At 63.3% G+C, this 23,125-nt stretch carries 19 protein-coding genes, 1 tRNA gene and 1 pseudogene; 9 read left to right on the plus strand and 12 right to left on the minus strand.

The window, feature by feature from the left end:
- Positions 1-203 precede the first annotated feature (203 nt).
- Positions 204-1,379 (minus strand): 1-deoxy-D-xylulose-5-phosphate reductoisomerase, encoded by a 1,176-nt coding sequence (gene dxr / locus AC0C6X_RS09060; RefSeq protein ID WP_247959488.1) that lies wholly within the window; start codon positions 1,377-1,379, stop codon positions 204-206.
- A 324-nt stretch (positions 1,380-1,703) separates the two neighbouring features.
- On the opposite strand from dxr, the gene AC0C6X_RS09065 reads away from it, so the two are divergent.
- The 3 genes from AC0C6X_RS09065 to AC0C6X_RS09075 all read left to right on the plus strand — a co-directional run bounded on the left by AC0C6X_RS09065 (position 1,704) and on the right by AC0C6X_RS09075 (position 3,220).
- A complete protein-coding gene (locus AC0C6X_RS09065; protein ID WP_173517687.1) occupies positions 1,704-2,426 on the plus strand; it encodes an META domain-containing protein in 723 nt (240 codons plus the stop codon).
- Positions 2,427-2,565: 139 nt separating this feature from the next.
- On the plus strand, positions 2,566-2,727 hold the full coding sequence (locus AC0C6X_RS09070; RefSeq protein ID WP_173517686.1) for a Thivi_2564 family membrane protein: 162 nt from the start codon (positions 2,566-2,568) through the stop codon (positions 2,725-2,727).
- Positions 2,728-2,851: 124 nt separating this feature from the next.
- The gene (locus tag AC0C6X_RS09075; protein ID WP_173517685.1) at positions 2,852-3,220 is read left to right on the plus strand and encodes a VOC family protein; all 369 of its coding nucleotides are present in this window, start codon (positions 2,852-2,854) and stop codon (positions 3,218-3,220) included.
- Positions 3,221-3,330: 110 nt separating this feature from the next.
- Here AC0C6X_RS09075 and AC0C6X_RS09080 read toward each other — a convergent pair whose 3' ends face one another.
- Positions 3,331-3,690, minus strand: coding sequence for a BA14K family protein (locus AC0C6X_RS09080; RefSeq protein ID WP_247959490.1), 360 nt, complete (start codon positions 3,688-3,690; stop codon positions 3,331-3,333).
- A gap of 311 nt (positions 3,691-4,001) precedes the next feature.
- Between AC0C6X_RS09080 and AC0C6X_RS09085 the strand changes: the two are divergent.
- Positions 4,002-4,112, plus strand: a pseudogene (locus AC0C6X_RS09085) (LysR family transcriptional regulator); the annotation flags it as partial.
- Between the two features lie 54 nt (positions 4,113-4,166).
- On the opposite strand, the gene AC0C6X_RS09090 reads toward AC0C6X_RS09085, so the two are convergent.
- Positions 4,167-4,243 (minus strand) — tRNA-Arg (locus tag AC0C6X_RS09090).
- Between the two features lie 228 nt (positions 4,244-4,471).
- Between AC0C6X_RS09090 and AC0C6X_RS09095 the strand changes: the two genes are divergently transcribed.
- The 4 genes from AC0C6X_RS09095 (at position 4,472) to metH (ending at position 11,005) form a co-directional block, all read left to right on the plus strand.
- Entirely contained in the window at positions 4,472-5,368 is an 897-nt protein-coding gene (locus tag AC0C6X_RS09095) for an ROK family protein (RefSeq protein WP_247959492.1), read from the plus strand.
- 5 nt (positions 5,369-5,373) lie between these two features.
- Positions 5,374-5,868 (plus strand): heme-degrading domain-containing protein, encoded by a 495-nt coding sequence (locus AC0C6X_RS09100; RefSeq protein ID WP_472952655.1) that lies wholly within the window; start codon positions 5,374-5,376, stop codon positions 5,866-5,868.
- A gap of 3 nt (positions 5,869-5,871) precedes the next feature.
- Positions 5,872-7,041, plus strand: a complete 1,170-nt coding sequence (locus AC0C6X_RS09105; RefSeq protein WP_472952657.1) for an AGE family epimerase/isomerase — start codon at positions 5,872-5,874, stop codon at positions 7,039-7,041.
- A 193-nt stretch (positions 7,042-7,234) separates the two neighbouring features.
- On the plus strand, positions 7,235-11,005 hold the full coding sequence (metH, locus tag AC0C6X_RS09110; RefSeq protein WP_472952659.1) for a methionine synthase: 3,771 nt from the start codon (positions 7,235-7,237) through the stop codon (positions 11,003-11,005).
- Positions 11,006-11,074: 69 nt separating this feature from the next.
- Here metH and AC0C6X_RS09115 read toward each other — a convergent pair whose 3' ends face one another.
- On the minus strand, positions 11,075-11,881 hold the full coding sequence (locus AC0C6X_RS09115; protein WP_472952661.1) for an alpha/beta fold hydrolase: 807 nt from the start codon (positions 11,879-11,881) through the stop codon (positions 11,075-11,077).
- Positions 11,882-12,124: 243 nt separating this feature from the next.
- On the opposite strand from AC0C6X_RS09115, the gene AC0C6X_RS09120 reads away from it, so the two are divergent.
- A complete protein-coding gene (locus AC0C6X_RS09120) occupies positions 12,125-14,338 on the plus strand; it encodes an adenylate/guanylate cyclase domain-containing protein (RefSeq protein WP_173517678.1) in 2,214 nt (737 codons plus the stop codon).
- Between the two features lie 29 nt (positions 14,339-14,367).
- Here AC0C6X_RS09120 and AC0C6X_RS09125 read toward each other — a convergent pair whose 3' ends face one another.
- The 8 genes from AC0C6X_RS09125 to AC0C6X_RS09160 all read right to left on the minus strand — a co-directional run bounded on the left by AC0C6X_RS09125 (position 14,368) and on the right by AC0C6X_RS09160 (position 22,931).
- Positions 14,368-14,871 carry a YHS domain-containing (seleno)protein gene (locus AC0C6X_RS09125; protein ID WP_472952665.1) on the minus strand — a complete coding sequence of 168 codons (504 nt, stop codon included), beginning with the start codon at positions 14,869-14,871 and terminating at the stop codon, positions 14,368-14,370.
- A 29-nt stretch (positions 14,872-14,900) separates the two neighbouring features.
- On the minus strand, positions 14,901-15,491 hold the full coding sequence (locus tag AC0C6X_RS09130) for an ankyrin repeat domain-containing protein (protein ID WP_247959497.1): 591 nt from the start codon (positions 15,489-15,491) through the stop codon (positions 14,901-14,903).
- Between the two features lie 133 nt (positions 15,492-15,624).
- On the minus strand, positions 15,625-16,284 hold the full coding sequence (locus AC0C6X_RS09135) for an aspartate/glutamate racemase family protein (protein WP_472952667.1): 660 nt from the start codon (positions 16,282-16,284) through the stop codon (positions 15,625-15,627).
- Positions 16,281-17,744: an MFS transporter gene (locus AC0C6X_RS09140; RefSeq protein ID WP_472952670.1), complete on the minus strand. Its 1,464-nt coding sequence runs from the start codon at positions 17,742-17,744 to the stop codon at positions 16,281-16,283. The genes AC0C6X_RS09135 and AC0C6X_RS09140 overlap by 4 nt, the downstream gene beginning before the upstream one ends.
- A gap of 293 nt (positions 17,745-18,037) precedes the next feature.
- Positions 18,038-18,880 (minus strand): MurR/RpiR family transcriptional regulator, encoded by an 843-nt coding sequence (locus AC0C6X_RS09145; RefSeq protein WP_247959499.1) that lies wholly within the window; start codon positions 18,878-18,880, stop codon positions 18,038-18,040.
- A gap of 133 nt (positions 18,881-19,013) precedes the next feature.
- On the minus strand, positions 19,014-19,934 hold the full coding sequence (ppk2, locus tag AC0C6X_RS09150) for a polyphosphate kinase 2 (RefSeq protein WP_472952672.1): 921 nt from the start codon (positions 19,932-19,934) through the stop codon (positions 19,014-19,016).
- A 213-nt stretch (positions 19,935-20,147) separates the two neighbouring features.
- Complete coding sequence (locus AC0C6X_RS09155; protein WP_472952674.1) at positions 20,148-21,626, minus strand: aldehyde dehydrogenase family protein; 1,479 nt, start codon at positions 21,624-21,626, stop codon at positions 20,148-20,150.
- Between the two features lie 63 nt (positions 21,627-21,689).
- Positions 21,690-22,931, minus strand: a complete 1,242-nt coding sequence (locus tag AC0C6X_RS09160) for an MFS transporter (RefSeq protein WP_472952677.1) — start codon at positions 22,929-22,931, stop codon at positions 21,690-21,692.
- Positions 22,932-23,125: the final 194 nt, after the last annotated feature.

The following is a 23,125-nucleotide window of genomic DNA, read 5'->3' on the forward strand; positions in this document are numbered from 1 at the left end:
ACGACGACGGAAACTCTGTCTCCCTCAAATGGCGAAATGCTGTTCTGATCCGTGCACGGAAGCAGAAACCGAGAACGTTTGTGGTAGACGAGAACGGGTGCTGCAACGTCCCTTCGCCCCGCGTGCGGGGAGAAGGTGCCGGCAGGCGGATGAGGGGCTTCCCTCACCGCGCGGATGCGGGGCGAAGAGCCGAGTCAAACTGACTATTGAATGAGCCCGGCCGCCAGTTGCCGGGCTTTTTCGTCTGCGGCGAAAACGTCGTCCATCGTTGTCGCCGCCGGCAGGTCGGCGAGCGCGTCCATGACCTTTTCGACGATCTCCGCCATGGCGAGAAATCCGGTGCGGCCGGCGATAAAGGCGTCGAGTGCCGTTTCCTTGGCACCGTTGAGCACCGCCCCCTGCACGCCACCCTCGACCATGGCGCGGCGCGCCAGGCGGATCGCCGGAAAGCGCACTTCGTCCGGTGCTTCGAAATCGAGGCGCGACAGCTTGGCGAAATCGAGTCGCTCGATCGGCAGGCTGCAGCGGTTGGGATAGGAAAGCGCATAGCCGATGGCGGTGCGCATGTCCGGGCAGCCGAGCTGCGCCAGCACCGAGCCGTCCGTGTAGCCGACCATCGAATGGATCACCGACTGCGGGTGCACGATCACTTCGACCTGTTCCGGCTTGAGAGCGAAGAGGTGCTTCGCCTCGATCATCTCCAGCGCCTTGTTAAACATCGAGGCGCTGTCGATCGAGATCTTCAGTCCCATCGACCAGTTCGGATGGGCGCGCGCGACATCGGCGGTCACGTGGCGCATCTCCTCGAGCGACTTGGTGCGGAACGGGCCGCCCGAGGCCGTCAGGATGATGCGCTCGACCGCGTGGCGCTGCTGTTCCTCGAGCACCTGGAAAATGGCGTTGTGTTCGCTGTCGACCGGCAACAATCGTCCGCCGCCCTTCTTCACCGCCTCGATGAAGAGGCTGCCGGCGGAAACCAGGCACTCCTTGTTGGCGAGCGCAATGTCGGCGCCGCGGCGGGCGGCGGCGAGGGTGGGGGCAAGACCGGCATTGCCGACAATGGCCGCCATCACCCAATCCGCGTCGCGTTCGGCCGCTTCGATCAGGCCGCTCCTGCCGGCGGCGACGGCAATGCCGGTGCCGGCAAGCGCCGCTTTCAGGTTTTCGTATTGGCTCTCATTGGCGGTGACGGCGAGCTCCGCCCCGGCCTTCACCGCCTGTTCGGCGAGCAGGGGAATGTTGCCATTGCCGGTGACGGCGACGACTTCGAAGCGCTCGCGACCGCCAAGACGCTCGATGACGTCGAGCGTGTTGGTGCCGATCGAACCGGTCGACCCGAGGATCGTCAGTCGGCGCTTCGCATTGTCGCGGGATGCCATGCCAATACCCATGTTCTTCTTTTTCGGAGGGGATGCGCGAGGCGGCTTTCGTCGCGAGCGTAGCGCATGATCTTCGCCAGATCGATCCGAACTTTTATATTGTATGTTGTGCGCTTCAGCGCCGCGCGTCTTATCAGACGCGCAAAGGTCGCTGTAGCTCTTTGATTTGCTGCATGTCTTTGTCCTTAAATCGAAGTCGATTTAAGGAGACATGCAGTAGGCTCTACAGGCGAATTCCGCCGGCAACAAGGGCGCGGTCTTCAATCCGTCTCGTCCAGGGTCTAAGAATCGGGCTGCTTGAGTCGACGCCCGAAGGAGTTCGCGATGCTGAAAGTCATTACCGCCGTTTCCTGCGCCTGCGTGACGATCGAGATGGCCTCGATGCAGCCGGTTGCCGCCGAAGACGTGCCGCAGCAGCTCGTCGGCACCTGGCTTGCCGAAGACATCGGTGGCGGCGGCGTGGTCGACGATCTGCAGTCGACGCTCGAAATCCGCGAGGACGGCACCTTTGGCGGCATGGCCGGCTGCAACCATTTCACCGGTACCTTCAGTCTGTCGGGCACGAAGATCACCTTCGGACCGGCCGCATCGACACGCAAGATGTGCGTGCCGGCGGCGATGACCCAGGAGCAGAAATTCCTCGAGGCGCTCCGCAGCGAACTCTCCTGGACCGTCGAGGGATCGAAGCTCGTTCTCGTCAAGGCGGAAGGCGCGACCGCCATGAAGCTCGCATTGATGACCGCCGGCTCTCAGGGCGCCGATGTGACGATCCGCGTGCCCGGCGCCGATGCCGTGGATCGGCAAGCGGTTCGCTACGATTGCGGCGGCAAGGCCCTCGAGGCGCAGTATATCAATGCGGGCGCCGTATCCCTGGTGACCTTTACGATCGACGGCACCTTCGTCGTGGCTTCGAACGTGATCTCCGGCTCCGGCGCCCAATATGCCGGCGGGCAATATATCTGGTGGACCGAGGGCGACGAGGCGACGCTTTTCGACGTGACGAAGGGCGAGAATGATCAGGGCATCGCCTGCAAGCCCGCTCCCTGACGCCTTTTTTACCTGCCTTCCCGAGCCGGTTGGCACAACCCGGCTAAAGACGTTGCCGGGCAACTCGGAACCTTTGCCCTCGCTCCATAGTTACAATCCCGGCGCTGTCGCGCTGTCGTTGTGAAAAGGGAGTTGATCCATGGGGCTGCTTATCGGAATCCTGATTACATTCCTCGTCATTGTGTTGGTGCTCTATCTCGTCCAGCGGCTGCCGCTCGACGCACGCGCCAAGCAGATCGTCCAGACCATCGTGATCATCATCGGCATCGTCTCTCTGTTGAAATACCTCGCCGTCTTCTGACGCGCCGCCTTCCAGCCAGAGGCCGGTTCAATGGACCGGTCGCCTGTCGCTATGCGCTCCATGCTGACAAAAGCTGACAGCAGCTTCGACTAGGTTCCGGTCATCAGAAGAAGGAGATCCGAAGATGCTGTCACCGAACCTTGTCCTGCTCTATGTCGACGACCCGGCAAAAAGCGCCCTGTTCTATGCCGATCTGCTCGGGCGCGAACCCGTTGCTTCCTTTCCTGCCTATGTCGCCTTCGGACTCGAAAACGGCCTGACCTTCAGCCTCTGGTCTACCCAGGCGAGGGACTTCGTCTCGTCCGGCACCGGCCATCGCTCGGAAATCGCCTTCATGGTGAAGGATGACGCGGAAGTCGAGCGCCTCTATGCGGATTGGCGCCGGCGCGGAATGGCAATCGAGCAGGAGCTGAAGACTGCCGTGTTTGGTCGCACTTTCGTCGCTCTCGATCCGGACGGCCATCGGCTGCGTGTCTGCCGGCCGGACGATTGAGCCGTCACCGAGTAGCGGCGGTCACCCGCAGCCAGGAATGATTTCAGCACGATCAGCCCCCCTGCCGAAAGCAGGGCGATCGGCACCCTACGAGGCGGCAGCAGTATGTATCACCAACCCGAGTTCGAGTGGCGGTGATAGTGCCGCCTTGGCGGGGCGCTCAAAGCGCCGCCAAGGATCGCACCAACGGCGAAGCCGCCGATAAATGCGCCAATATCGCTGTGATGATGCCGGTGGTGATAGCGACGATACCGATAGTAGTCGTCGTAGTCTTCGTCGTAGTAGCGACGGTCGTATCGCCATCCATCTTCATCATCGTCATCGTAGTACCACTGGCGATGACGATGGGTGACCTGTTCGACATTCGATAGGCCCGCCTTCAGTGGACTGACCGACGGGAATGCCTGTACCGGGTCCACGCTGGAGAGGGCCGTTGCCAGCGAAAGCGCAATAATAGCCAGCGTTTTCATGAGCTTTCACCATTCTCCCTTCTGCAAGGAAAATGATCGAGAGCCCATTTTGTGCCGTCTCCGGCAGCCGGTAACGATTTCGTGAATATAGATCCTGCGGCTCCCCGAGGAAAGGGCAGTCGCAGCCTGGCGGGGAACGCCGCCGAACCCAACAAAAAAGGTCGGGGCGACCCGACCTTCCTCATCACCGTCAACCGATGCCAGTTCATCCGTGGTCATCGGCGAGGTGTAAGTTTCTACTAGCGGCCGTTCGTGACAGGCACATGACGCGCATGCGTCTTTTTCCCGGTCGCTCGGCGGCATCGGAATTCTTGGCCGACCTGAACGCCATCGCGGTCTTCGTCGCCGTTGCCCGATTTGAGAGTTTCGGCCGGCGAATGCCGGTATCTACTCTCTGCCGCAAGGTGACGGCACTCGAGGAGCTTGACGGTTCAGGGGGCTGCTACAGCCAGTATTATCTGGACAAATACTTGAGATGGTGATCCCGGCGCGATTCGAACGCGCGACCCCCAGATTAGGAATCTGGTGCTCTATCCTGCTGAGCTACGGGACCACTCGGATAGCACCCATACAAAAGCATGAGGTTTTCGCCAAGTGTTTTTGCGTGGCAGCGCCCGGAAATGCGAGACAGCCGCCCCTTGCGTGCGCACCGTCCGATCCTCGCTTCAGGTCACCGGATGGGGCTGGTCTTTCAGGTCTTCCGAATGCTAAGCAAGGCGGGCGCTGGCGGGAGGAAAGCCGGCGCTCCCCTTCAGACCTTCATCAGAGACCTGATCCAGATATGTTCATCGGAATAGATTGGGGCGGCACGAAAATGGAAGTCATCGCGCTCGGCCGCGATGGCGAAACGCGCGCCCGTCATCGCGTCGCGACCCCGACGAGCGGCTACGACGACTGCATCCGCGCCGTTCTCGATCTCGTTGCCGCCGCCGAGCAGACTGCCGGCGAAAAGGGCTCGATCGGCATCGGCATTCCCGGCAGCCCCAATCCGCGTACCGGCATCGTGCGCAACTCCAACGCGGTGCTGATCAACGGCAAACCGCTCGGCCGCGACCTCGAAACCGCACTCGGACGGCCGGTGCGGCTGGCCAACGACGCCAATTGCCTGGCGGTTTCGGAGGCGGTCGACGGCGCCGGCAAGGACGCACATGTGGTCTTCGGGGTCATCGTCGGCACCGGCCATGGCGGGGGGCTGGCAATCGACAAGAAGGTGCATGCCGGATACCAGGGCGTTGCCGCCGAAATCGGCCATTATCCGCTGCCCTGGATGACGAAGGACGAGTATCCCGGCCACAGGTGCTGGTGCGGCAAGCAGGGCTGCCTCGACATGTATGCCTGCGGCACCGGCGTCGAACTCGACTACCGGCTCACGACAGGCACCGAACGGCGCGGGCGCGACATCATCGACGCGAAACGGGCGGGCGACCCGGTGGCAACGGGCGTGTATGAACGCTTCGTCGACCGGCTGGCGCGGAGCCTGGCGCTGCTCACCAACATCGTCGACCCCGATGTCTTCGTGCTTGGCGGCGGCATGTCGAATGTCGACGAGATCTATGCCGACGTGCCGCCGCGCGTGGTCAACTATCTCTTCGGCGACACGTTCGAGACGCCTGTTCGTAAGGCCCTGCATGGTGACAGCTCCGGCGTGCGCGGCGCGGCCTGGCTCTGGAAGGATTGATTCCCATGAACATCGACAAGGATCTGGCCCGCATCGCGCGGCAGGAACAGGAATTGCAGTTCGAGCGTTTCGACCTCGAAACGGCCTGGGAACTCGGCTCGCGGCTGCGCAAGATGGCGGTCGAACGCAAGCTCGGCGTGGTGATCGACGTCACGCTGTTCTCGATGCAGGTATTCTACGCAGCGCTCGACGGCGCGACGCCGGACAATCCGAACTGGGTGCGCCGCAAGCGCAACACCGTGTTCCGGCTGTTCAAGAGCAGCTATGCCACCGGTCGCGAACTCGCCAAGGCGCAAACCAATCTGCAGGCCAAGCTTGGGCTGTCGGACGCCGACTATGCCGCGCATGGCGGCAGCTTTCCGATCGTCGTCAAGGGTACAGGCTGCATCGGTGCGGTCACGGTTTCCGGGCTGCCGCAGCGCGAGGACCACAACATGGTGGTCGAGGCGCTCGCGATCTTGCTCGGCAAGGATCATGACGGCTTGAAGCTCGAGGGCTGAGTGTTGGCAGACGATATCTTTTCTCAGTCTCGTGTTCTTTCGCAGTGGCTGGCCGACAAGGCCCTGCCGCTCTGGCGCGACGCGGGTGTCGATGCCGCCGGCGGCTTCGTCGAGACGATCGATATGGTCGGTGAGCCGACCCGCGCCAACCGGCGTGCGCGGGTGCAGCCGCGGCAGGTCTATTGCTTCGCGGAAGCTGGCCGGCGCGGATGGAGTGGTGACTGGCGCGGTGCCGCCGAAGGCGGACTTGCCTATTTCGATCGCGTCTTCAAGCAGCCGAGCGGCTTTTATGGCGCGCTCGCCGATGCCGATGGCAACCTGCTCGACCCGTCGTTTGATCTCTACAACCAGGCCTTCGCCCTGCTGGCCTTCGCCTATCTCGCCGAGGTCGTGCCGGCACGCAAGGCCGAGATGGTCGGACGCAGCAACGACCTTCGGTCCCGGATCGAAGCCCACGTCAAGCATCCGGTCGCGGGTTTCGAGGAAGACAATCCTCCACGTCTGCCGCTCTGTTCCAACCCGCATATGCATCTCTTCGAGGCCTGCCTCGCCAGCGAGATGGTGGACGGATTCGATCAGGTCGCCTGGGCCAATCTCGCCGACGAGATTGCGGACCTGGCGATGGATCATTTCATCGACGCCGAGAGCGGCGTTCTGCGTGAGTTCTTCGATCACGACTGGGCGCCCTTTGCCGGCGACAAGGGCCGGATCGTCGAGCCCGGCCATCTGTTCGAATGGGCCTGGCTGCTGCTGCGCTGGGCGGAGCGCCGCGGCAGCGCCGAGGCGATCGTCAAGGCGCGGCGGCTGTTCGATATCGGCGAGGCGCACGGCATCTGCCCGAACCGCAACGTGGCGATCATGACGCTGCTTGACGATCTCTCGGTGGCCGATCCGATTGCACGGCTCTGGCCGCAGACCGAGTGGCTGAAAGCGTCGATCCGCTTCGCGGCACTCACCAATGGCGTTGAGCGAGAGCGTTACCTCGCTTCGGCCGCCCGGGCGGCGGCGGCACTTCGGGCGTTCCTGGAGACGCCGGTTGCGGGTCTCTGGCGCGACAAGCAGAAGGCCGACGGCAGCTTCGTCGAGGAACCGGCACCGGCGAGCAGCTTCTATCATATCCTCTGCGCCATCTACGAATCGGAAGATTGCCTACAGCGCCTCGCGTCTTATTAGACGCGAGAAGGTCGCTGTAGCACTTTGCAGCGGCGCGGCTCTGAACCGCCCTACCGATGTGGCCTGTCGCAATCGCGGCGGGCCATTTTCTTTTTGTGGCGGGCAAATGTGATCGCGCCATATGTTGACATAAAGATATCTTTATGTGATTGACTCGTTTATTGTTTGTCGTTTTCAGAACGGGAGATTTCCCATGTCCGCCATCGGCGCCCTTTTCGGTGACGTTTCCTCCAAGCCGGAGGGCTCCGAGATCAAGCGGGCGCTCGCCCAAGCGGCGCGCGAACGCATCCTGATCATGGATGGCGCGATGGGCACGGAGATCCAGCAGCTCGGCTTCGTCGAGCAGCATTTCCGCGGCGACCGATTCGGCGGCTGCGCCTGTCACCAGCAGGGCAACAACGACCTTCTGACGCTGACCCAGCCGAAGGCGATCGAGGACATCCACTACGCCTATGCGATCGCCGGCGCCGACATCCTCGAAACCAACACCTTCTCCTCGACCCGCATCGCCCAGGCCGACTACGGCATGGAGGACATGGTCTATGAGCTCAACCGCGACGGCGCCCGGCTTGCACGGCGTGCCGCCAAGCGCGCCGAGGCCGAGGACGGCCGCCGCCGTTTCGTCGCCGGCGCGCTCGGACCGACCAACCGCACGGCGTCGATCTCGCCCGACGTCAACAGTCCCGGCTATCGCGCCGTCACCTTCGACGACTTGCGTATTGCCTATGCCGAACAGATCCGCGGGTTGATCGATGGCGGCGCCGACATCATCCTGATCGAGACGATCTTCGACACGCTGAACGCCAAGGCAGCGATCTTCGCCACGAAGGAAGTGTTCGCGGAAAAAGGCGTCGATCTGCCTGTGATGATCTCCGGCACGATCACCGATCTCTCCGGCCGGACGCTTTCCGGCCAGACGCCGACAGCCTTCTGGCATTCGGTGCGCCACGCCGAGCCCTTCACCATCGGGCTCAACTGCGCGCTCGGCGCCAATGCCATGCGCGCCCATATCGACGAGCTCTCCGGTGTCGCCGACACCTTCGTCTGCGCCTATCCGAACGCCGGCCTGCCGAATGAGTTCGGCCAGTATGACGAGACGCCGGAGCAGATGGCAGCCCAGGTGGAAGCCTTCGCCCGTGACGGTCTCGTCAATATCGTCGGCGGCTGCTGCGGTTCGACGCCGGCCCATATCAGCGCCATTGCGAGAGCCGTTGCCAAGCATCCCCCGCGCGAGATCCCCAAAGTCGAGCCGCTGATGCGGCTTTCCGGGCTGGAGCCCTTCACGCTGACTTCGGACATTCCCTTCGTCAATGTCGGCGAGCGCACCAACGTCACCGGCTCGGCCAAGTTCCGCAAGCTGATCACCGCCGGCGACTATTCGGCAGCACTCGACGTGGCGCGTGACCAGGTGGCGAACGGCGCCCAGATCATCGACGTCAACATGGACGAGGGCCTGATCGATTCGAAGCAGGCGATGGTCGAGTTCCTGAACCTCGTCGCCTCCGAGCCGGACATTGCCCGGGTGCCTGTCATGATCGATTCATCGAAATGGGAGGTGATCGAGGCGGGCTTGAAATGCGTCCAGGGCAAGCCGCTGGTCAATTCGATCTCGATGAAGGAAGGCGAAGAGGCGTTCCTTCATCACGCCAGGCTCTGCCGTGCCTATGGCGCCGCCGTCGTCATCATGGCCTTCGACGAAGCCGGCCAGGCCGACACCAAGGCGCGCAAGGTCGAGATCTGCACCCGTGCCTACAAGCTCCTGACGGAGGAGGCGGGTTTCCCGCCCGAGGACATCATCTTCGACCCGAACATCTTCGCGGTGGCGACGGGCATCGAGGAGCACAACAATTACGGCGTCGACTTCATCGAAGCGACGCGCGAGATCATCGCCACCCTGCCGCATGTGCACGTGTCGGGCGGCGTCTCCAACCTCTCCTTCTCGTTCCGCGGCAACGAGCCGGTGCGCGAGGCGATGCACGCGGTCTTCCTCTACCACGCCATCCAGGCGGGCATGGACATGGGTATCGTCAATGCCGGCCAGCTCGCCGTCTATGACGCGATCGATCCGGAGCTGCGCGAGGCCTGCGAGGACGTGGTGCTCAACCGCCGCGCCGATTCGACCGAGCGCATGCTGGAAATCGCCGAGCGTTATCGCGGGCAGGGCGGCGCACAGGGCCGCGAGAAGGATCTATCCTGGCGTGCGTGGTCGGTGGAGAAACGCCTCGAACATGCGCTGGTCAACGGCATCACCGAATACATCGAAATGGATACGGAGGAAGCGCGGCTTGCCGCCGCGCGGCCGCTGCATGTCATCGAAGGTCCGCTGATGGCCGGCATGAACGTCGTTGGCGACCTCTTCGGCTCGGGCAAGATGTTCCTGCCGCAGGTGGTGAAATCCGCCCGCGTGATGAAGCAGGCGGTCGCCGTGCTGCTGCCGCACATGGAGGCGGAGAAGCTTGCCAATGGCGGCGGAGCGCGGGAAAGCGCCGGCAAGATCCTGATGGCGACGGTCAAGGGCGACGTGCATGACATCGGCAAGAACATCGTCGGCGTCGTGCTTGCCTGCAACAATTACGAGATCATTGATCTCGGCGTCATGGTGCCCTCGGCGAAGATCCTCGAAGTGGCGCGCGAGCAGAAGGTCGACATCATCGGGCTTTCGGGCCTGATCACCCCGTCGCTGGACGAGATGGTGCATGTCGCCTCCGAACTCGAACGCGAGGGTTTCGACGTGCCGCTGCTGATCGGCGGCGCGACGACCAGCCGCGTCCATACGGCGGTCAAGATCAATCCGCGCTATGATCGCGGCCAGACGGTCTATGTCACCGATGCCAGCCGTGCCGTCGGCGTCGTCTCGAGCCTGTTGTCGCCGGAAGCGCGGGGTAACTACATGGAGACGGTCCGGGCGGAATACCGCAAGGTCGCCGAGGTGCATGCCCGCAACGAAGCGGAAAAGCGCCGTCTGCCGCTGTCGCAGGCCCGCGCCAACCAGCACAAAGTCGACTGGGCGAGCTACCAGGCAAAGACGCCGTCCTTCCTCGGCACGCGCGTGTTTGAAAGCTGGGATCTCGCAGAACTCGCCCGTTACATCGACTGGACCCCGTTCTTCCAGACCTGGGAGCTGAAGGGCGTCTATCCGAAGATCCTGGAGGACGAGGCGCAGGGTGCCGCCGCCCGGCAATTGTTCGACGATGCTCAGGCGATGCTTGCGAAAATCGTCGAGGAGAAATGGTTCGCACCGAAGGCCGTCGTCGGTTTCTGGCCGGCGGGAACGGTCGGCGACGACATCCGGCTGTTTACCGATGAAGATCGGAGGTCTGAGCTCGCGACCTTCTTCACGCTGCGCCAGCAACTGACGAAGCGCGACGGCCGCCCGAACGTGGCGCTTTCCGATTTCGTCGCCCCGGCGGCCAGCGGTTCCAATGACTATGTCGGCGGCTTCGTCGTCACCGCCGGGATCGAGGAAGTCGCGATTGCCGAGCGTTTCGAGCGCGCCAACGATGACTATTCGTCGATCCTGGTCAAGGCGCTGGCCGACCGCTTCGCCGAGGCCTTTGCCGAGCGCCTGCACGAATATGTGCGCAAGGAACTCTGGGGTTATGCGGCCGACGAGGCTTTCACGCCTGAGGAACTGATCGGCGAGCCCTATGCCGGCATCCGGCCGGCGCCCGGCTATCCGGCGCAGCCCGATCATACGGAAAAGGCGACGCTCTTCCGGCTGCTCGATGCGGAAGCTGCGATCGGCGTCAGCCTGACGGAAAGCTATGCGATGTGGCCGGGATCGTCGGTTTCCGGCCTCTACGTCGGTCATCCCGAAGCCTATTACTTCGGTGTCGCCAAGGTCGAGCGCGATCAGGTCGAGGATTATGCCGAGCGCAAGCGCATGCCGATCCGCGAGGTCGAGCGTTGGCTTTCGCCGATCCTCAACTATGTGCCGATGCCGGAGTCCGAGGCGGCCGAGTAACCGTGGCCGGCGGGGAAGGTGGGTCGAGACCGGCCCGCCCCATCCGGTAGTCGGGCGATCGGGGCAGGATTAACCCGGCAGCTTTGCCAGGAATGCGTTGAGGACCGCATTGAATCGGTCCGGCCGCTGCAGCGGTGCGAAATGGCTGACGCCGGGAAGCAGGATGAATTCGGCGCCGGGAATGCTGCGGGCGAGATAGTCAGCATGCTCGCGCTTGATGAACTCGTCATTCTCGCTCTGAACGATCGCGACCGGGACGCGGATCCTGCCGAGGTCCTCGGCCGTGTAGTTCGGCTCGGTCCTTTGCATCTCGCTGACGGCGTCGACGAAGGCGCCGAAATCGTCAGGTGTTGCCGACAATTGCCTGTAGTCGCTCGAATGGCGGCCGAAGCAGCGGTCGAGGATCGGGCTCGGTTCGATCTCCCTGGTTCCGCTCGGGTCCATGTTGCAGGCGAAGAAGAAGACGCCGGCGGCACGCTCCGGCGCCATCGAGGCGAGAACGAGCGCAATGCAGGCGCCGTCGCTCCAGCCGGCAAAGGCGGCCGTCTCGATCTGCAGCCTGTCCATGACGGCGAGCACGTCCGACGCCACCAATTCATAGCTATAGGGTCGGGTATCGCGGGTGCTGCGGCCGTGGCCGCGGCTGTCGATCAGGATGACGCGCCGACCGGCCTCCAGCAGTGCCGGGACCTGGTAGCCCCAGTTGCCGCTGTGGCCAAGGCCGCCGTGCAACAGGATCACCGGTGCGCCCTTGCCATAGGTCGCATACCAGATGCTTGCGCCGTTCCGCGCGACGTGGCCCTCGGCCGCTGCGGCCGGCAGGGGCGCTGCGCCATTCTCGGCGAACGCGGCGAGGTCGTCGTCCCGGAACTCCATGCACTCGGTCTCCCGCGCCTGATTCGCGACGCGGGAAGCTTAGTTCACCGGCTGGGACTCGGGAAAGTGCGATCTTGCCGTCGCCGGCTCTCGATCGGACATGTCGGCCCTGGCGGGTGGTTGGTGCAGTAGGTTACGGTTACGGCGTTGAGCAGGTGTCCTGCCGGTGTGCGCCGATGGCGCTGTTTGCCAAGCTGCGGTAACATCTGCCCTTGGGGTACATCGTACGTTGAGAGCTCGTCGATGGAGCGCCGTCTCGCTGCCGTCCTGATTGCGGATGTCGTCGGCTACAGCCGCCTGAGCCGACTCGACGAGGAAGGGACGCGCCTTCGCTTCCAGTCGGACCTGTGCACCATTCTCGAGCCGCTCTTTCGTGAGCATCACGGACGGCTGGTGAAGACGATGGGCGACGGTCTGCTCGTCGAATTCCGCAGCGTCGTCGACGCAGCGCAATGCGCGATCGATATCCAGAAACACAAGGCGGCGGCGGAGGATGAGCGGGGGCCTGACGGCGAGCGGCTCGATTTCCGCATCGGCATCAATCTCGGCGACATCATCGTCGAGGGCGACGACATCCACGGCGACGGCGTCAACATCGCCGACCGGGTGCAGGGGCTGGCCCATCCGGGCGGCATTGCGATATCGGGCACCGCCTACGACCAGATCAGCTCCAAGCTGAAGGTCGGATTTGCATCGCTGGGGTGGCAACCGGTGAAGGGCATCGGCGAGCCGATCCGTGTCTACCGCGTGCTCCTCGAACCCGAAGCCGCGGGCAAGACTTTTGGCGAGAAAAAGGGGCGAGCCGCCCGCCAGAGCGTGGCGATCGGTTTGGCCGCGCTTGTGCTGGCGGCAGCGATCGCCTGGTGGCAGCCCTGGACGCTGATCTCGTCGATAGATTCCGCGCAGCGCTTCGCCTACCCCCTGTCGGACCAGCCTTCCGTCGCGGTGCTGCCCTTCATCAATGTCAGCGGCGACAGTGGTCACGATCACCTGGCCGAAGGCCTGACCGACGATCTCATCACCGAATTGTCGAAGGTCTCCGGGCTCTTCGTCATCGCCCGGCATTCGGTATTTGCGCTGAGGGGCAATGCCACCAAGATCCAGGACGTCGCCGCCGAACTCGGCGTGCGCTATGTGCTGGAAGGCACGCTGCAACGCACCGACCAGCGCCTGCGCATCAACGTCAAGCTCATCGACGCGGCGAGCGGGCTGTCGTTGTGGGCGGAGCGCTACGACCGGCAGTATGCCGATCTCTTTGCCGTCCAGGACGACGTGATCGGCAAGATCATTGCCGCGCTCGAGGTCAAACTCAGCGAGGGCGAGCGCGACCAGTTGGCGCGCATTCCCACGGACAATCTCGAGGCCTATGACAACTACATGCGCGCCGAGCAGCAGGGCCTCATCTGGCGCGATGTCGAGACCAATCGTCAGACGCTCGCCTTCTACCAACGGGCGATCGACCTCGATCCCGATTTTGCCGATGCTCATGCCGGCATAGCCCGCGTCGCGGTCGATGTCTGGCGCAACGACTACAATTATCTCTGGTCCGCGGCCGTGGCGCGCAAGATCGCCTATGATGCGGCCGGGCAGGCTCTGAAGCTCGACGCCAACAATGCGCGCGCCCACACGGTCTTGGCGCTGCTTCAGCTCGTCGATGGACGCGCTTCCGAGGCAAGGCAATCGGCGCTGCGCGCGGTCTCAGTTCAGCCCAACGATGCCGAAGCGCTCGCCAATCTGGCGCTGGTTCTTGTCCAGACCGGCGAACATCAGCAGGCGATCGAGGACATCGAGCGGGCGCTGAGGCTCGACCCTTCGCCGTCGTCCACCCTGGAACTCATGGCAGGCATCGTCTACTACACGGCGCGCCGCCTCGAACGGGCGATCCCACTGATCGAATCGGCACGCGAGGAACTGCCGAAAGCCGAAGCGGTGCGGGAGTACCTGATATCGGCCTATGCCCAGCGCGGCGATCAGGCGAGCGCTGCGGCGGAAGCAGCAGAACTCTTGAAGCTCTTCCCGGACAGCAACCTGACCTATTACAGCTATCTCTATGACTATTGGCGCGAGGAGGATCTCCATCGGCATCTCTTCGGGCTGCGCACCGCGGGTATCCCCGAATGGCCCTTCGGTTTCGTTGGTTCCCCCAGCGATCGGCTCGGTCCGGCGGAACTGCAGCAATTGACCAACGACAAAACCTGGGTCGGCACGCACAAGAACGGCACGAGCTTCGCCCAGTTCTTCGACAAGGCCGGCAACACCGCCTATCGCAGCAGCAATACGAGCATCACCGGTCGTATCGAAGTGAAGGGCAATCAGCTTTGCGAGAAATATGAAGGGTACTTTCTGGATCGCATGGTCTGCGGCTACGTCTACCGCAATACGGCAAACGGCCAGCGCAGCGCCGACTATATCAACGTCACACCGCAGGCGCTGAAGTTCTTTTCGATCCAGCAATGATGCCGATCATGTCCTGATTGGCAACGCAATCAGGGCGAGGGCTTCATCCAGTTGATCGACGTCTTCTCCGTGAGCAGCGTCTGCTCGACCTCGGACCAGTGCTTGCGTGAATCGACCACTTTGGCCGGGTTCTTCTCGAAGCCATCGGCTGCGCCCGGATCGTAGCTTAAGTAGAGTTTGCCCTCGATAATGCGCCAGGCTTTCGGGTCGATGTTGGTCGTCACGGTGCCGAAGGAGACGCCGTCGGCACAATAGCCGCCATATTGCGGTGCATAGCGGGTCGGCTCCTTCATAAACTGGTCACGGTGCTGGGCGCTGGCGAATTGCCAGGTGGCGCCGAGCCAGCGATAGGTGAATTCCGGCGATCCTTCGACCGCCTTGTTCTCGGTGAAATAGGCGACCGGATCATACCCCTTGATCGCCACGTCGCCGAAATAGCCGGTGTTGACGGGCTCCTCCGCGCGCGTTGCGCCGGTGAATGCAAGGAATATCGCCGTCGCCGCGATCGCGGCCGCTATCGGAAATCGAGACATGCCATGTCCTCCGTTGCCGGATGTATTCGTCATTGTCGTTTGGTGCATTCGCCATAGAGCCAATCGCCGACGAGATCGGCTTTCTGGCAGGTGGCTCCCGCCTTCAGGAGAAGCTCGGCGGCCGGCCAGTGCGAGCGCCATCCCGCCTGTGTCAGCGGCGTGTAGCCGTTGCGTTCCTTGGCCTCGATGTCGGCCTTGTTGGTCAGCAGGAAGGCGACGATCTCGGCGTGGCCCTCTTCGGCTGCTGCGTGCAGCGGCGACATCTTGTAGAAGTTGGCGACATCGTTGACGGCAGCCCCCTTGGCGACGAGCAGCTTGGCGGTTTCGAGATTGCCGCCATAGGCGGCGGCGTGCAGCGCCGTCAGGCCGCCCTTGTTGCGGATCTCGATGTCGCATCCGCGATCGATGAGGAGAGCGACGACCTCGGTGCGTCCCTTGAGCGCGGCGATCAGCAACGCCGGCTCGCCGGCCGCATCGGGCTCGGCTATGTCGGTTCCCTGGTCGAGCAGTTGTTTGACGCGTGCGGTATCGCCCTCCCTTGCCGCGTCATGCAAGGGGCCCGCCATGGCTGCCGCGGCAAAGAAGGCCACGGCGGCGAGCGGAGCAAGAAGAGATTTCATCGCGCAACCTCCGCCCCAGCTTCGGTCTCGCCCAATTGGAAAGAGCAAAAGTACCACGGGGCAGGCGGCGGAAACAGGCGTTACCGCTGCCGGATCCATAATCCTTTTGGGTGTCTGCGATGATGAATGCCTGTCAGGCGGCGACCCGCATCAGGTCGAGCATGCGGTCGATGGCGCTCGGGATGGGCGCGATAATCGGCGTCGAGAACAGCGGCTGGAGCTGTTCGGCCGCCTGGCCCAGCGGACCGCCGCCGATGATGACGGCCTCGGCGCCATCCAGTTCGACACACTGGCGGACGGCGTCGCCGAGGGCGTCCAGCAGGCGTTCCGGGCGGGCGGAGAGCGCCAGCGGATCGCCGGACGTGCAGCGGATGCCGGTATATTGCTCCCAGACGCCGAGATCGCGGGCGCGGTCGCCGATTGCCTGGATCAGTTCCGGCGTCGTGGTGGCGACGCCGAACTTGCGGCCTCCCTGCGAGGCCTCGATCATCGAGGCCTCGCAGATGCCGATCACGGGGATCGCGAGGCGGTGCTTGAGGGCGGCAAGGCCGGGATCGCCGAAGGCGCTGACGACAATGCCGAGGCACCCGGCCTCATGTCTTTCGCCGATCTCGATGACCTCGGCAGCGGCCGCATCCAGCTGTTCGGGTGTCACGATCATTGGCGGGTTCCGCATGGCCGTAGCGACTGCCACGGCCATGCGTCCTGATGCGGCCCGGCGTGCGATGGCGACCATCATGTCGCTGGTGGCACGCGAACTGTTCGGGTTGATCAGAAGGATATGTGCGCTCACGTTCTCAGTTCCACGCCGACTTTGATTTCAGAAGTGCCAGCCTTTGCGAGATCGGCATCCGCCGGCTGGGTCAAGTCTTCCATCGACATGCCGTAGGTCTCTGGCCCGAGCTGGATGCAGAAGGCGAAGACCGCATACATGCCGGCGGCGAGACCGAAGACCCCGACCATGCCGTAGGTGTCGAACAGCGCTCCGGCGATGGTGGGAATGAAGGAACCTGCGGCCGAGCCGGTTGCCAGGATCAGCGCCACGCCGAAGGCGCGGATGCGGGTCGGGAAGAGTTCGGGGGCATAGATCCAGATCGAGGTGTTGAGCAGCAGCACGAAGAACTGGAAGATCGCGCCGAAGAGCAACACCAGATAGATGTTGGCGCCGAGATAGGCGATCGAGACGGCCGCAAGGCAGGCGCAGGCGGCACCAAGGGTCAGCACCTTCTTGCGCGGGAAATAGTAGCCGAACATCGATGCGGCGATGGCGCCGAGCACGCTGCCGCTCTGGATGATCATGCTGTAGAGCAGGCTGCCCTGCAGCGTGTAGCCCATGGACACGAAGATGATCGGCATCAGCGTCAACACCGAAAGTTGGGCGCCATAGCTCATCAGGATCGCGATGGCGACCGGAATGGTGCGGCCGATGAAGGGCGCGCGGAAGAGTTCCTTCCAATCGCTCTTGGCCGGTTCCTCATCCTTCAGGTGGTCCTTGGTCAGATATTCCTGAACCTTGAGATTGCGCGGCCGCAACGAGCCGGAGGCAAGGATCGAAAGCACCTTGTTGGCCTCGTCGATCTTGCCCTGCGAGGCGAGGAAGCGCGGTGTTTCCGGCACCAGGCGGCGGTAGAAGACGACGAGCAGGGCCGGCAGGGCGAGCGAGGCGAAGAGCCAGCGCCAGCTGTTTTCACCCGGGAAGAGGGTGAAGATCATCAGGCCGAAGGCAGGCGCCAGGAAATTGCCGAAACCGCCGGCGCCGACATTGACGAGGCCGGCTGCCGTGCCGCGGAATTTTGGCGAGCAGAACTCCGACAGCATGGTTACCGCCGTGGAGATCTCGCCGCCGACGCCGAAGCCGACGATGGCGCGGGCGAAGCAGAGCGTCGCGAAATTCGGCGCCATGGCGCAGGCGGCCGAGCCGATGGTGAAGAGCAAAAGATTGATCGTCAACATCACGCGCCGGCCGTAACGGTCGCCGAGGATGCCGGAGAGCAGGCGCCCGAGGGCGGCGCTGCCGAAGGTGATGGTGTTGAGGAAACCGATGTCGGTTCCGGTAAGGCCCCAGTGCTCCTTCAGGATCGGGCCGGCGACGCCGATGGTGTTCTGCTCGAAGCTGTCGAACAGGCAGCCGATGAGGACAAGCGCAAGGATCTGTTTGTGGGCGCCGGTGACGCCGATCTTGGTGAAGGCTGATTCCAACTGTCTGATGACCGGCGATGACCTGCCGGAAGGTACCATATTTTCCGCTGCCATGGTTCGTTCCCCTTTATGGCTTAACAACGTGAAAATGTGAAAACTCAGTTTCATGAAATCTACATCATGAAACCCTGGTTTCATAGAAGATTCTATGATGCGCTGCGAAAGGACCAGGCCGCTTCGTCACGCAATCGACGGAATGCAGATTTCGTGCCATTTTGCGAGAAACTGTGGTTTCTCGTTTCGTGTCAAAGCTTTGGCGGCAGATTGCCCTTGCACCCGTCGTTGAAACTCAGATTTCTCGTGCGTAAAAAATATTCTGGCGTTTCAGGCAAATGCTCAATCGACGCTCACAATTCTTCAAGTGCATCGTTGATGGCTTCGATACCGCGGAGCCGATTTCGACCGGACGTGCCGGCGATTTCGATGCATCGCGTCGTCAGGAGATGGCAGAGCGCCATGACTGAGACGTGATTGAAGAGGGGGCCTGGCGCCAGCGTCTGGCAGCGGAAATGCCATTCCGCCTGATTGAGGAAGGGCACACCCTCGTCGGTGATATAGAGCAGCCGTGCGCCGGCCTTTTCCAGCTGTGCGAGCAATGGCTCCATCAGGGAAACGCGTCGACGCAGGCCGAAGAGGATGACGACATCGTCGCGGTCGATGCTGACCAGATGCTCGCCCAGCGTCTGGCCACCACCGGGAATGGCCGAGATGTTCTCGATCACCTGCGTCATCTGCCACTGCAGATAGGTGGCGAAGGAATGGCTGGCGCGAAAGCCGATGACCCAGACCTTGCGGGCCCCGAGAATGGCGGTTGCCGCTGCCGTCACCTGGGTCTCGGAGATGGCGAGGAAAGTCGCCTCGATGTTGGCGACCCCTTGCGCCACATGCGAGGAGAGCGACTGCTCGCCGCCGCTGTCGGTGGCGGTGGCCAGGAAGAGGCGCGAACCGGTCTGCTTGTCGGCGCGGGCATGGCGGCGCGCCTCCTCGTAATTCTCGTAGCCGAGGCGCTGGATGAAGCGCGAGACGGTTGCCTTCGACACATGCGCCAGCGCCGCCAGTTCCTGGGCCGAGTAGCTCGCGACCTCGCCGGGAAAATCGCAAAGGAAGTCGCCCAGCCGCCGTTCGGCCGGATGCAGTTCCGGCAGCACCTGGCGGACGCGCGTGAGGAAGGAGCGTTCTTTGGGGCTCATGTCGATTCCATGAAACTGTCGTTTCACGGCAATCTCTGATTTTCGCGGCGATATTGCAAGCGAGGCGGGCGGGTGCCGCCCGGCTTTCAACTGCGGCCGGGGCGTCGGCGCAAACGCCGCTCCGCCGTCGACGTCAGTATTTCGCGGGCACGTAGAGTTCCGGCGGCAGCACCTTGCGCTCGTAGTCCGGGTTGAAGACGCGTTCCGGCAGGGTGATTTCCTCGTGCGGCACGTCCTCGTACGGGATCTGCGTCAGAAGGTGGTCGATACAGTTCAGCCGGGCACGTTTCTTGTCGTTGCCTTCGACGATATGCCAGGGCGCTTCGGGGATGTTGGTGCGGGCGAAGGTCTCTTCCTTGGCCTTGGTATAGCTTTCCCAGCGCACCCGCGACTGCAGGTCCATCGGTGAGAGCTTCCACTGTTTCAGGGGATCGTGGATGCGCACCAGGAAGCGCATCTGCTGCTCTTCGTCGGTGATCGAGAACCAGTACTTGACGAGCCGGATGCCCGAGCGGACCAGCATGCGCTCGAATTCCGGAACGTCGTTGAAGAACTGCTCGACCTGGTCTTCGGTGGCGAAGCCCATGACCCGCTCGACGCCGGAGCGGTTGTACCAGGAGCGGTCGAAGAGCACGATCTCGCCGCCGGCCGGCAGGTGCGGCACGTAGCGCTGGAAGTACCATTGCGTCTTTTCACGGTCGGAGGGTGCCGGCAGCGCGGCGACGCGCACGACGCGCGGATTGAGCCTCTGGGTGATGCGCTTGATTACGCCGCCCTTGCCGGCGGAATCGCGCCCCTCGAAGATCACCACCACTTTTTCCTTGTGGTAGACCACCCAGTCCTGAAGCTTGATGAGCTCGGCCTGCAGCCGCAGCAGCGTACGAAAGTAATCGATGCGCGGGATCGATGGCGGGTGGTTTTTGCGGTAGATCTTGCGGATCTCTTCGGAGAGCGCCGGTTCGGAAAGCTCGAGTTCGTAGTCTTCGTCCAGCGTGTCGGCCAGTTCCGCCTCCAGCCAGTCCTGCATTTCGATCCCGTCGTTCGATCTGTCCATCTGACCCTCCGAATACAGCGCGTCCGGTGGCAGCTTTGTGCTGCCATCGCCCCTGCATGTTTCCTTAAAGTGTCTCCCATTTGAGGAAACATGCAGTATTTCAAAGTGCCACAGCGACCTTAGCGCGTCCAAGAGACGCGCGGCGCTGTAGTCGGCTTATTTCACGGTCGCATGAAGGGAATTTGACGCCGGGCTTTCGCGCGCCGATTGTCCCTATTCCTTGAGATACCAGCCCCACGGTTCGTCGGCGTCGAAGCTGGTGATCTGCTTGGTCTCGAGATAGTTCGAAAGGCCCCAGCGGCCGAGTTCGCGGCCGATGCCCGACTGCTTGTAGCCGCCCCAAGGGGCCTCGGTGAAGGTCGGCTGCGAGCAATTGATCCAGACGATGCCGGCGCGAAAGGCGCGGGCCACACGCTCGCAACGTTCCCTGTCGGCCGACATGACCGCCGCCGCCAGTCCGAAGCGGCTGTCATTGGCCATTCGGATTGCATCCGCCTCCTCGCGGAACGGCTTGACGCAAACGACCGGGCCAAAAATCTCCTCGCGCCAGACGAAGCTGTCCTCGCGCATGTCGGTGAGCACGGTCGGCTCGAGGAAATAGCCCCTGTTGAGGCCGGCCGGGCGGCCGCCGCCGGCGGCGACCGTGGCACCGTCCTGGCGGGCGCGGTCGATTGCGCCGAGGACCTTGTCATACTGACCCTGGGAAACGATCGGCCCGAGCAGCGTGCCGTCCTCGAGGCCGTTGCCGATGGTGATCTTCGCGGCCTCCTCGCTGAGGCGTTTGACGACCGCCTCGTAGATCTCTTCCTCGACGAGTACGCGCGAGGTTGCCGAACAGACCTGGCCCTGGTTCCAGAAGATGCCGAACATGATCCATTCGACGGCCTTGTCGATGTCGCTGTCGGCAAAGACGACGAAGGGCGATTTACCGCCAAGCTCGAGGCTGACATTCTTGATGTCTTGGGCGCCGGCCATCATCACCTTGCGGCCGGTCACGACAGAGCCGGTGAAGGCGAGCTTGTCGAGCAACGGATGCTCGGTGAGCGGCTGACCGGCATCCGCACCGGTGCCGGTAACGATGTTGAGCACACCGGGGGGCAGGCCGACCTCCTCGGCGATGACGCCGAGTTCCAGCGCCGTCAGCGGCGTCAGTTCCGAGGGCTTGAGCACGATGGTGCAGCCGGCGGCCAGCGCCGGCGCCACCTTCCAGGAGACCATCAGCAGCGGGTAGTTCCAGGGGGTGATCGCACCGACTACGCCGAGCGGCTCGCGCACGGCGCGTGCGGTGAAGCGGCTGTCGCCGACGGCGATCGTCTCCTCCGGATTGGCGTCCATTTCCTCGGCAAGGCCGGCATAGTAGCGGAAGCAGCCGGCGGCATCGTCGATGTCCCAGAGTGCTTCCGGCAGCGGCTTGCCGTTGTCGGTGACCTCGAGCCGCGCCAGCGCGTGGCGCTTCTCCTCAATCTTTGCGGCGATCGCCCGAAGGAAAGCAGCGCGCTCGGTGCCTGACAGCTTCGGCCAGGGGCCGCTGTCGAAGGCAATCCGGGCAGCCTTCGCCGCCCGGTCCACATCCTCGTAGGTTGCTGCCGGCGCACGGTGGATGACCTCCTCCGTCGCCGGGTTGACCACGTCGAGCGTGCCGCCGCGCCGCGGCTTTTCCCATTTACCGTCGATGAACAACCGGTCCTGCATGCCATACCCCTTTTTAGCCCGGACCGAGTATGGCCAGACTAAGCCGATCGCGCCAGCCGCAAGTTACGGCCGCCGTTGATCTTTTTGGCTCGGTGCGGCCATCAGGCGGTCCGCGATCCTCCCTCGCCATCCGAGGAAGGGCAGGACCGGCAGGACGGTACAGGCACTGGCAAACAGCCAGAATTGCCCGAGGGACATGAACCCGCTCGTATGCATCGCTCCAGACAGCACGCCGATGGCAAGGCTCAAGTCCATCAGCGGCAGGGTGAGAGCGTAGAACACCGTCTGGCGCTCCAGAGACAGGCATCGCTGCACCAGGGTGAAGTAGGCCGCGAAGGCGACCATCTCCGGCATGCCGCCGATAATCAAAAGCGCCATGGCCGTACCGTGGTTGGGCGCGAAGATCAGTGCGAAGGTCGAGATGCCCTCGAGCAGGCTTGCGACGAGATAGGCAATCAGCAGTGTGCCCATATCGTACAGCGCCCTTGCCAGCCGGTTTGAGACGAGGGCGCCGAGGAGGGCGCCCAAACCTTGGGCGCCGAGCAGAACGGTCCACATCTCCGGCCCGAGGTGAAACTGGTCGCGGTTGAGCCAGAACAGGAACGGCTGCAGCGCGCCAAGCGAAACCATGTAACCAAGGGCCGGGAGGAGCAGAGCCCAGAGCAGCGGATTGTCGCGCATGATCGCGATTGCCTCCTGCCGGAAATTCAGCGTGCCGGAGACCGACGGCGCGCGGGGCGGCTGGTTGCCGGCATGGCGCAGCAGGAGACTTGCCGCGACGACATGGGCGAGCGTCAGGGCGAAAAGGGTAGTCGAAATAGAGGTTGCCGCCGCTGCGATGCCAGTTGCCGGCGGGCCGAAGATCTTGGCGAAGCGGTCGATGGCCTGAAAGGCTGTATTGGCTTCCATGTTGCGGCCGGGCGGAACGGATGCGGCGCGAAGCGCAAGCAGGCCTGGCGCGATCACCGTATCTGCAAGGCCGATGAGGATGACGATGGCTTGGAACGTCATCGCATCCGGCGCAAGCGCCAGACCAGGGATCGCTGCCGCAATGCCCGCGATTGCGCAGAGGACGGGAATGCGTGGGCCCGTGCTTCGGATGAGCGCAGTGGCAAGCGGCGCAAACAGGAGGCGCGGCAGAAGGCGAAGCACCAGGCTGCCGATCAGTTCCGCGCCGGCGCCGAAGCGTGCCGCGACGATGAGCGGCAAGGCGGCAACGAGCATCCAGGAGCCGAAGGAATGAACGACGAGAACGAGGCTGATGCGCCGAAAGGCGGCTGAGCCCCAAAGGTTTGACGTGGTCATGACGAGCCCGAGAGCAGGCAGTCGATCCGGGTACCTCTTTCAAAAGAGGGGTGGGCGGATCGATGCGAACGAAATCTGTCCGCTCAGTTGGCGGACGGTTTTGGGCTCACAACTGCAAGCCCCGCCTTGCGGGGCAAATCAGGCCATCAAATGGGGTTCGCTCGACATGATCAGCCATCTACCATGCGCGCTTC

It is taken from the genome of Ensifer sp. VA4 (assembly GCF_055710065.1).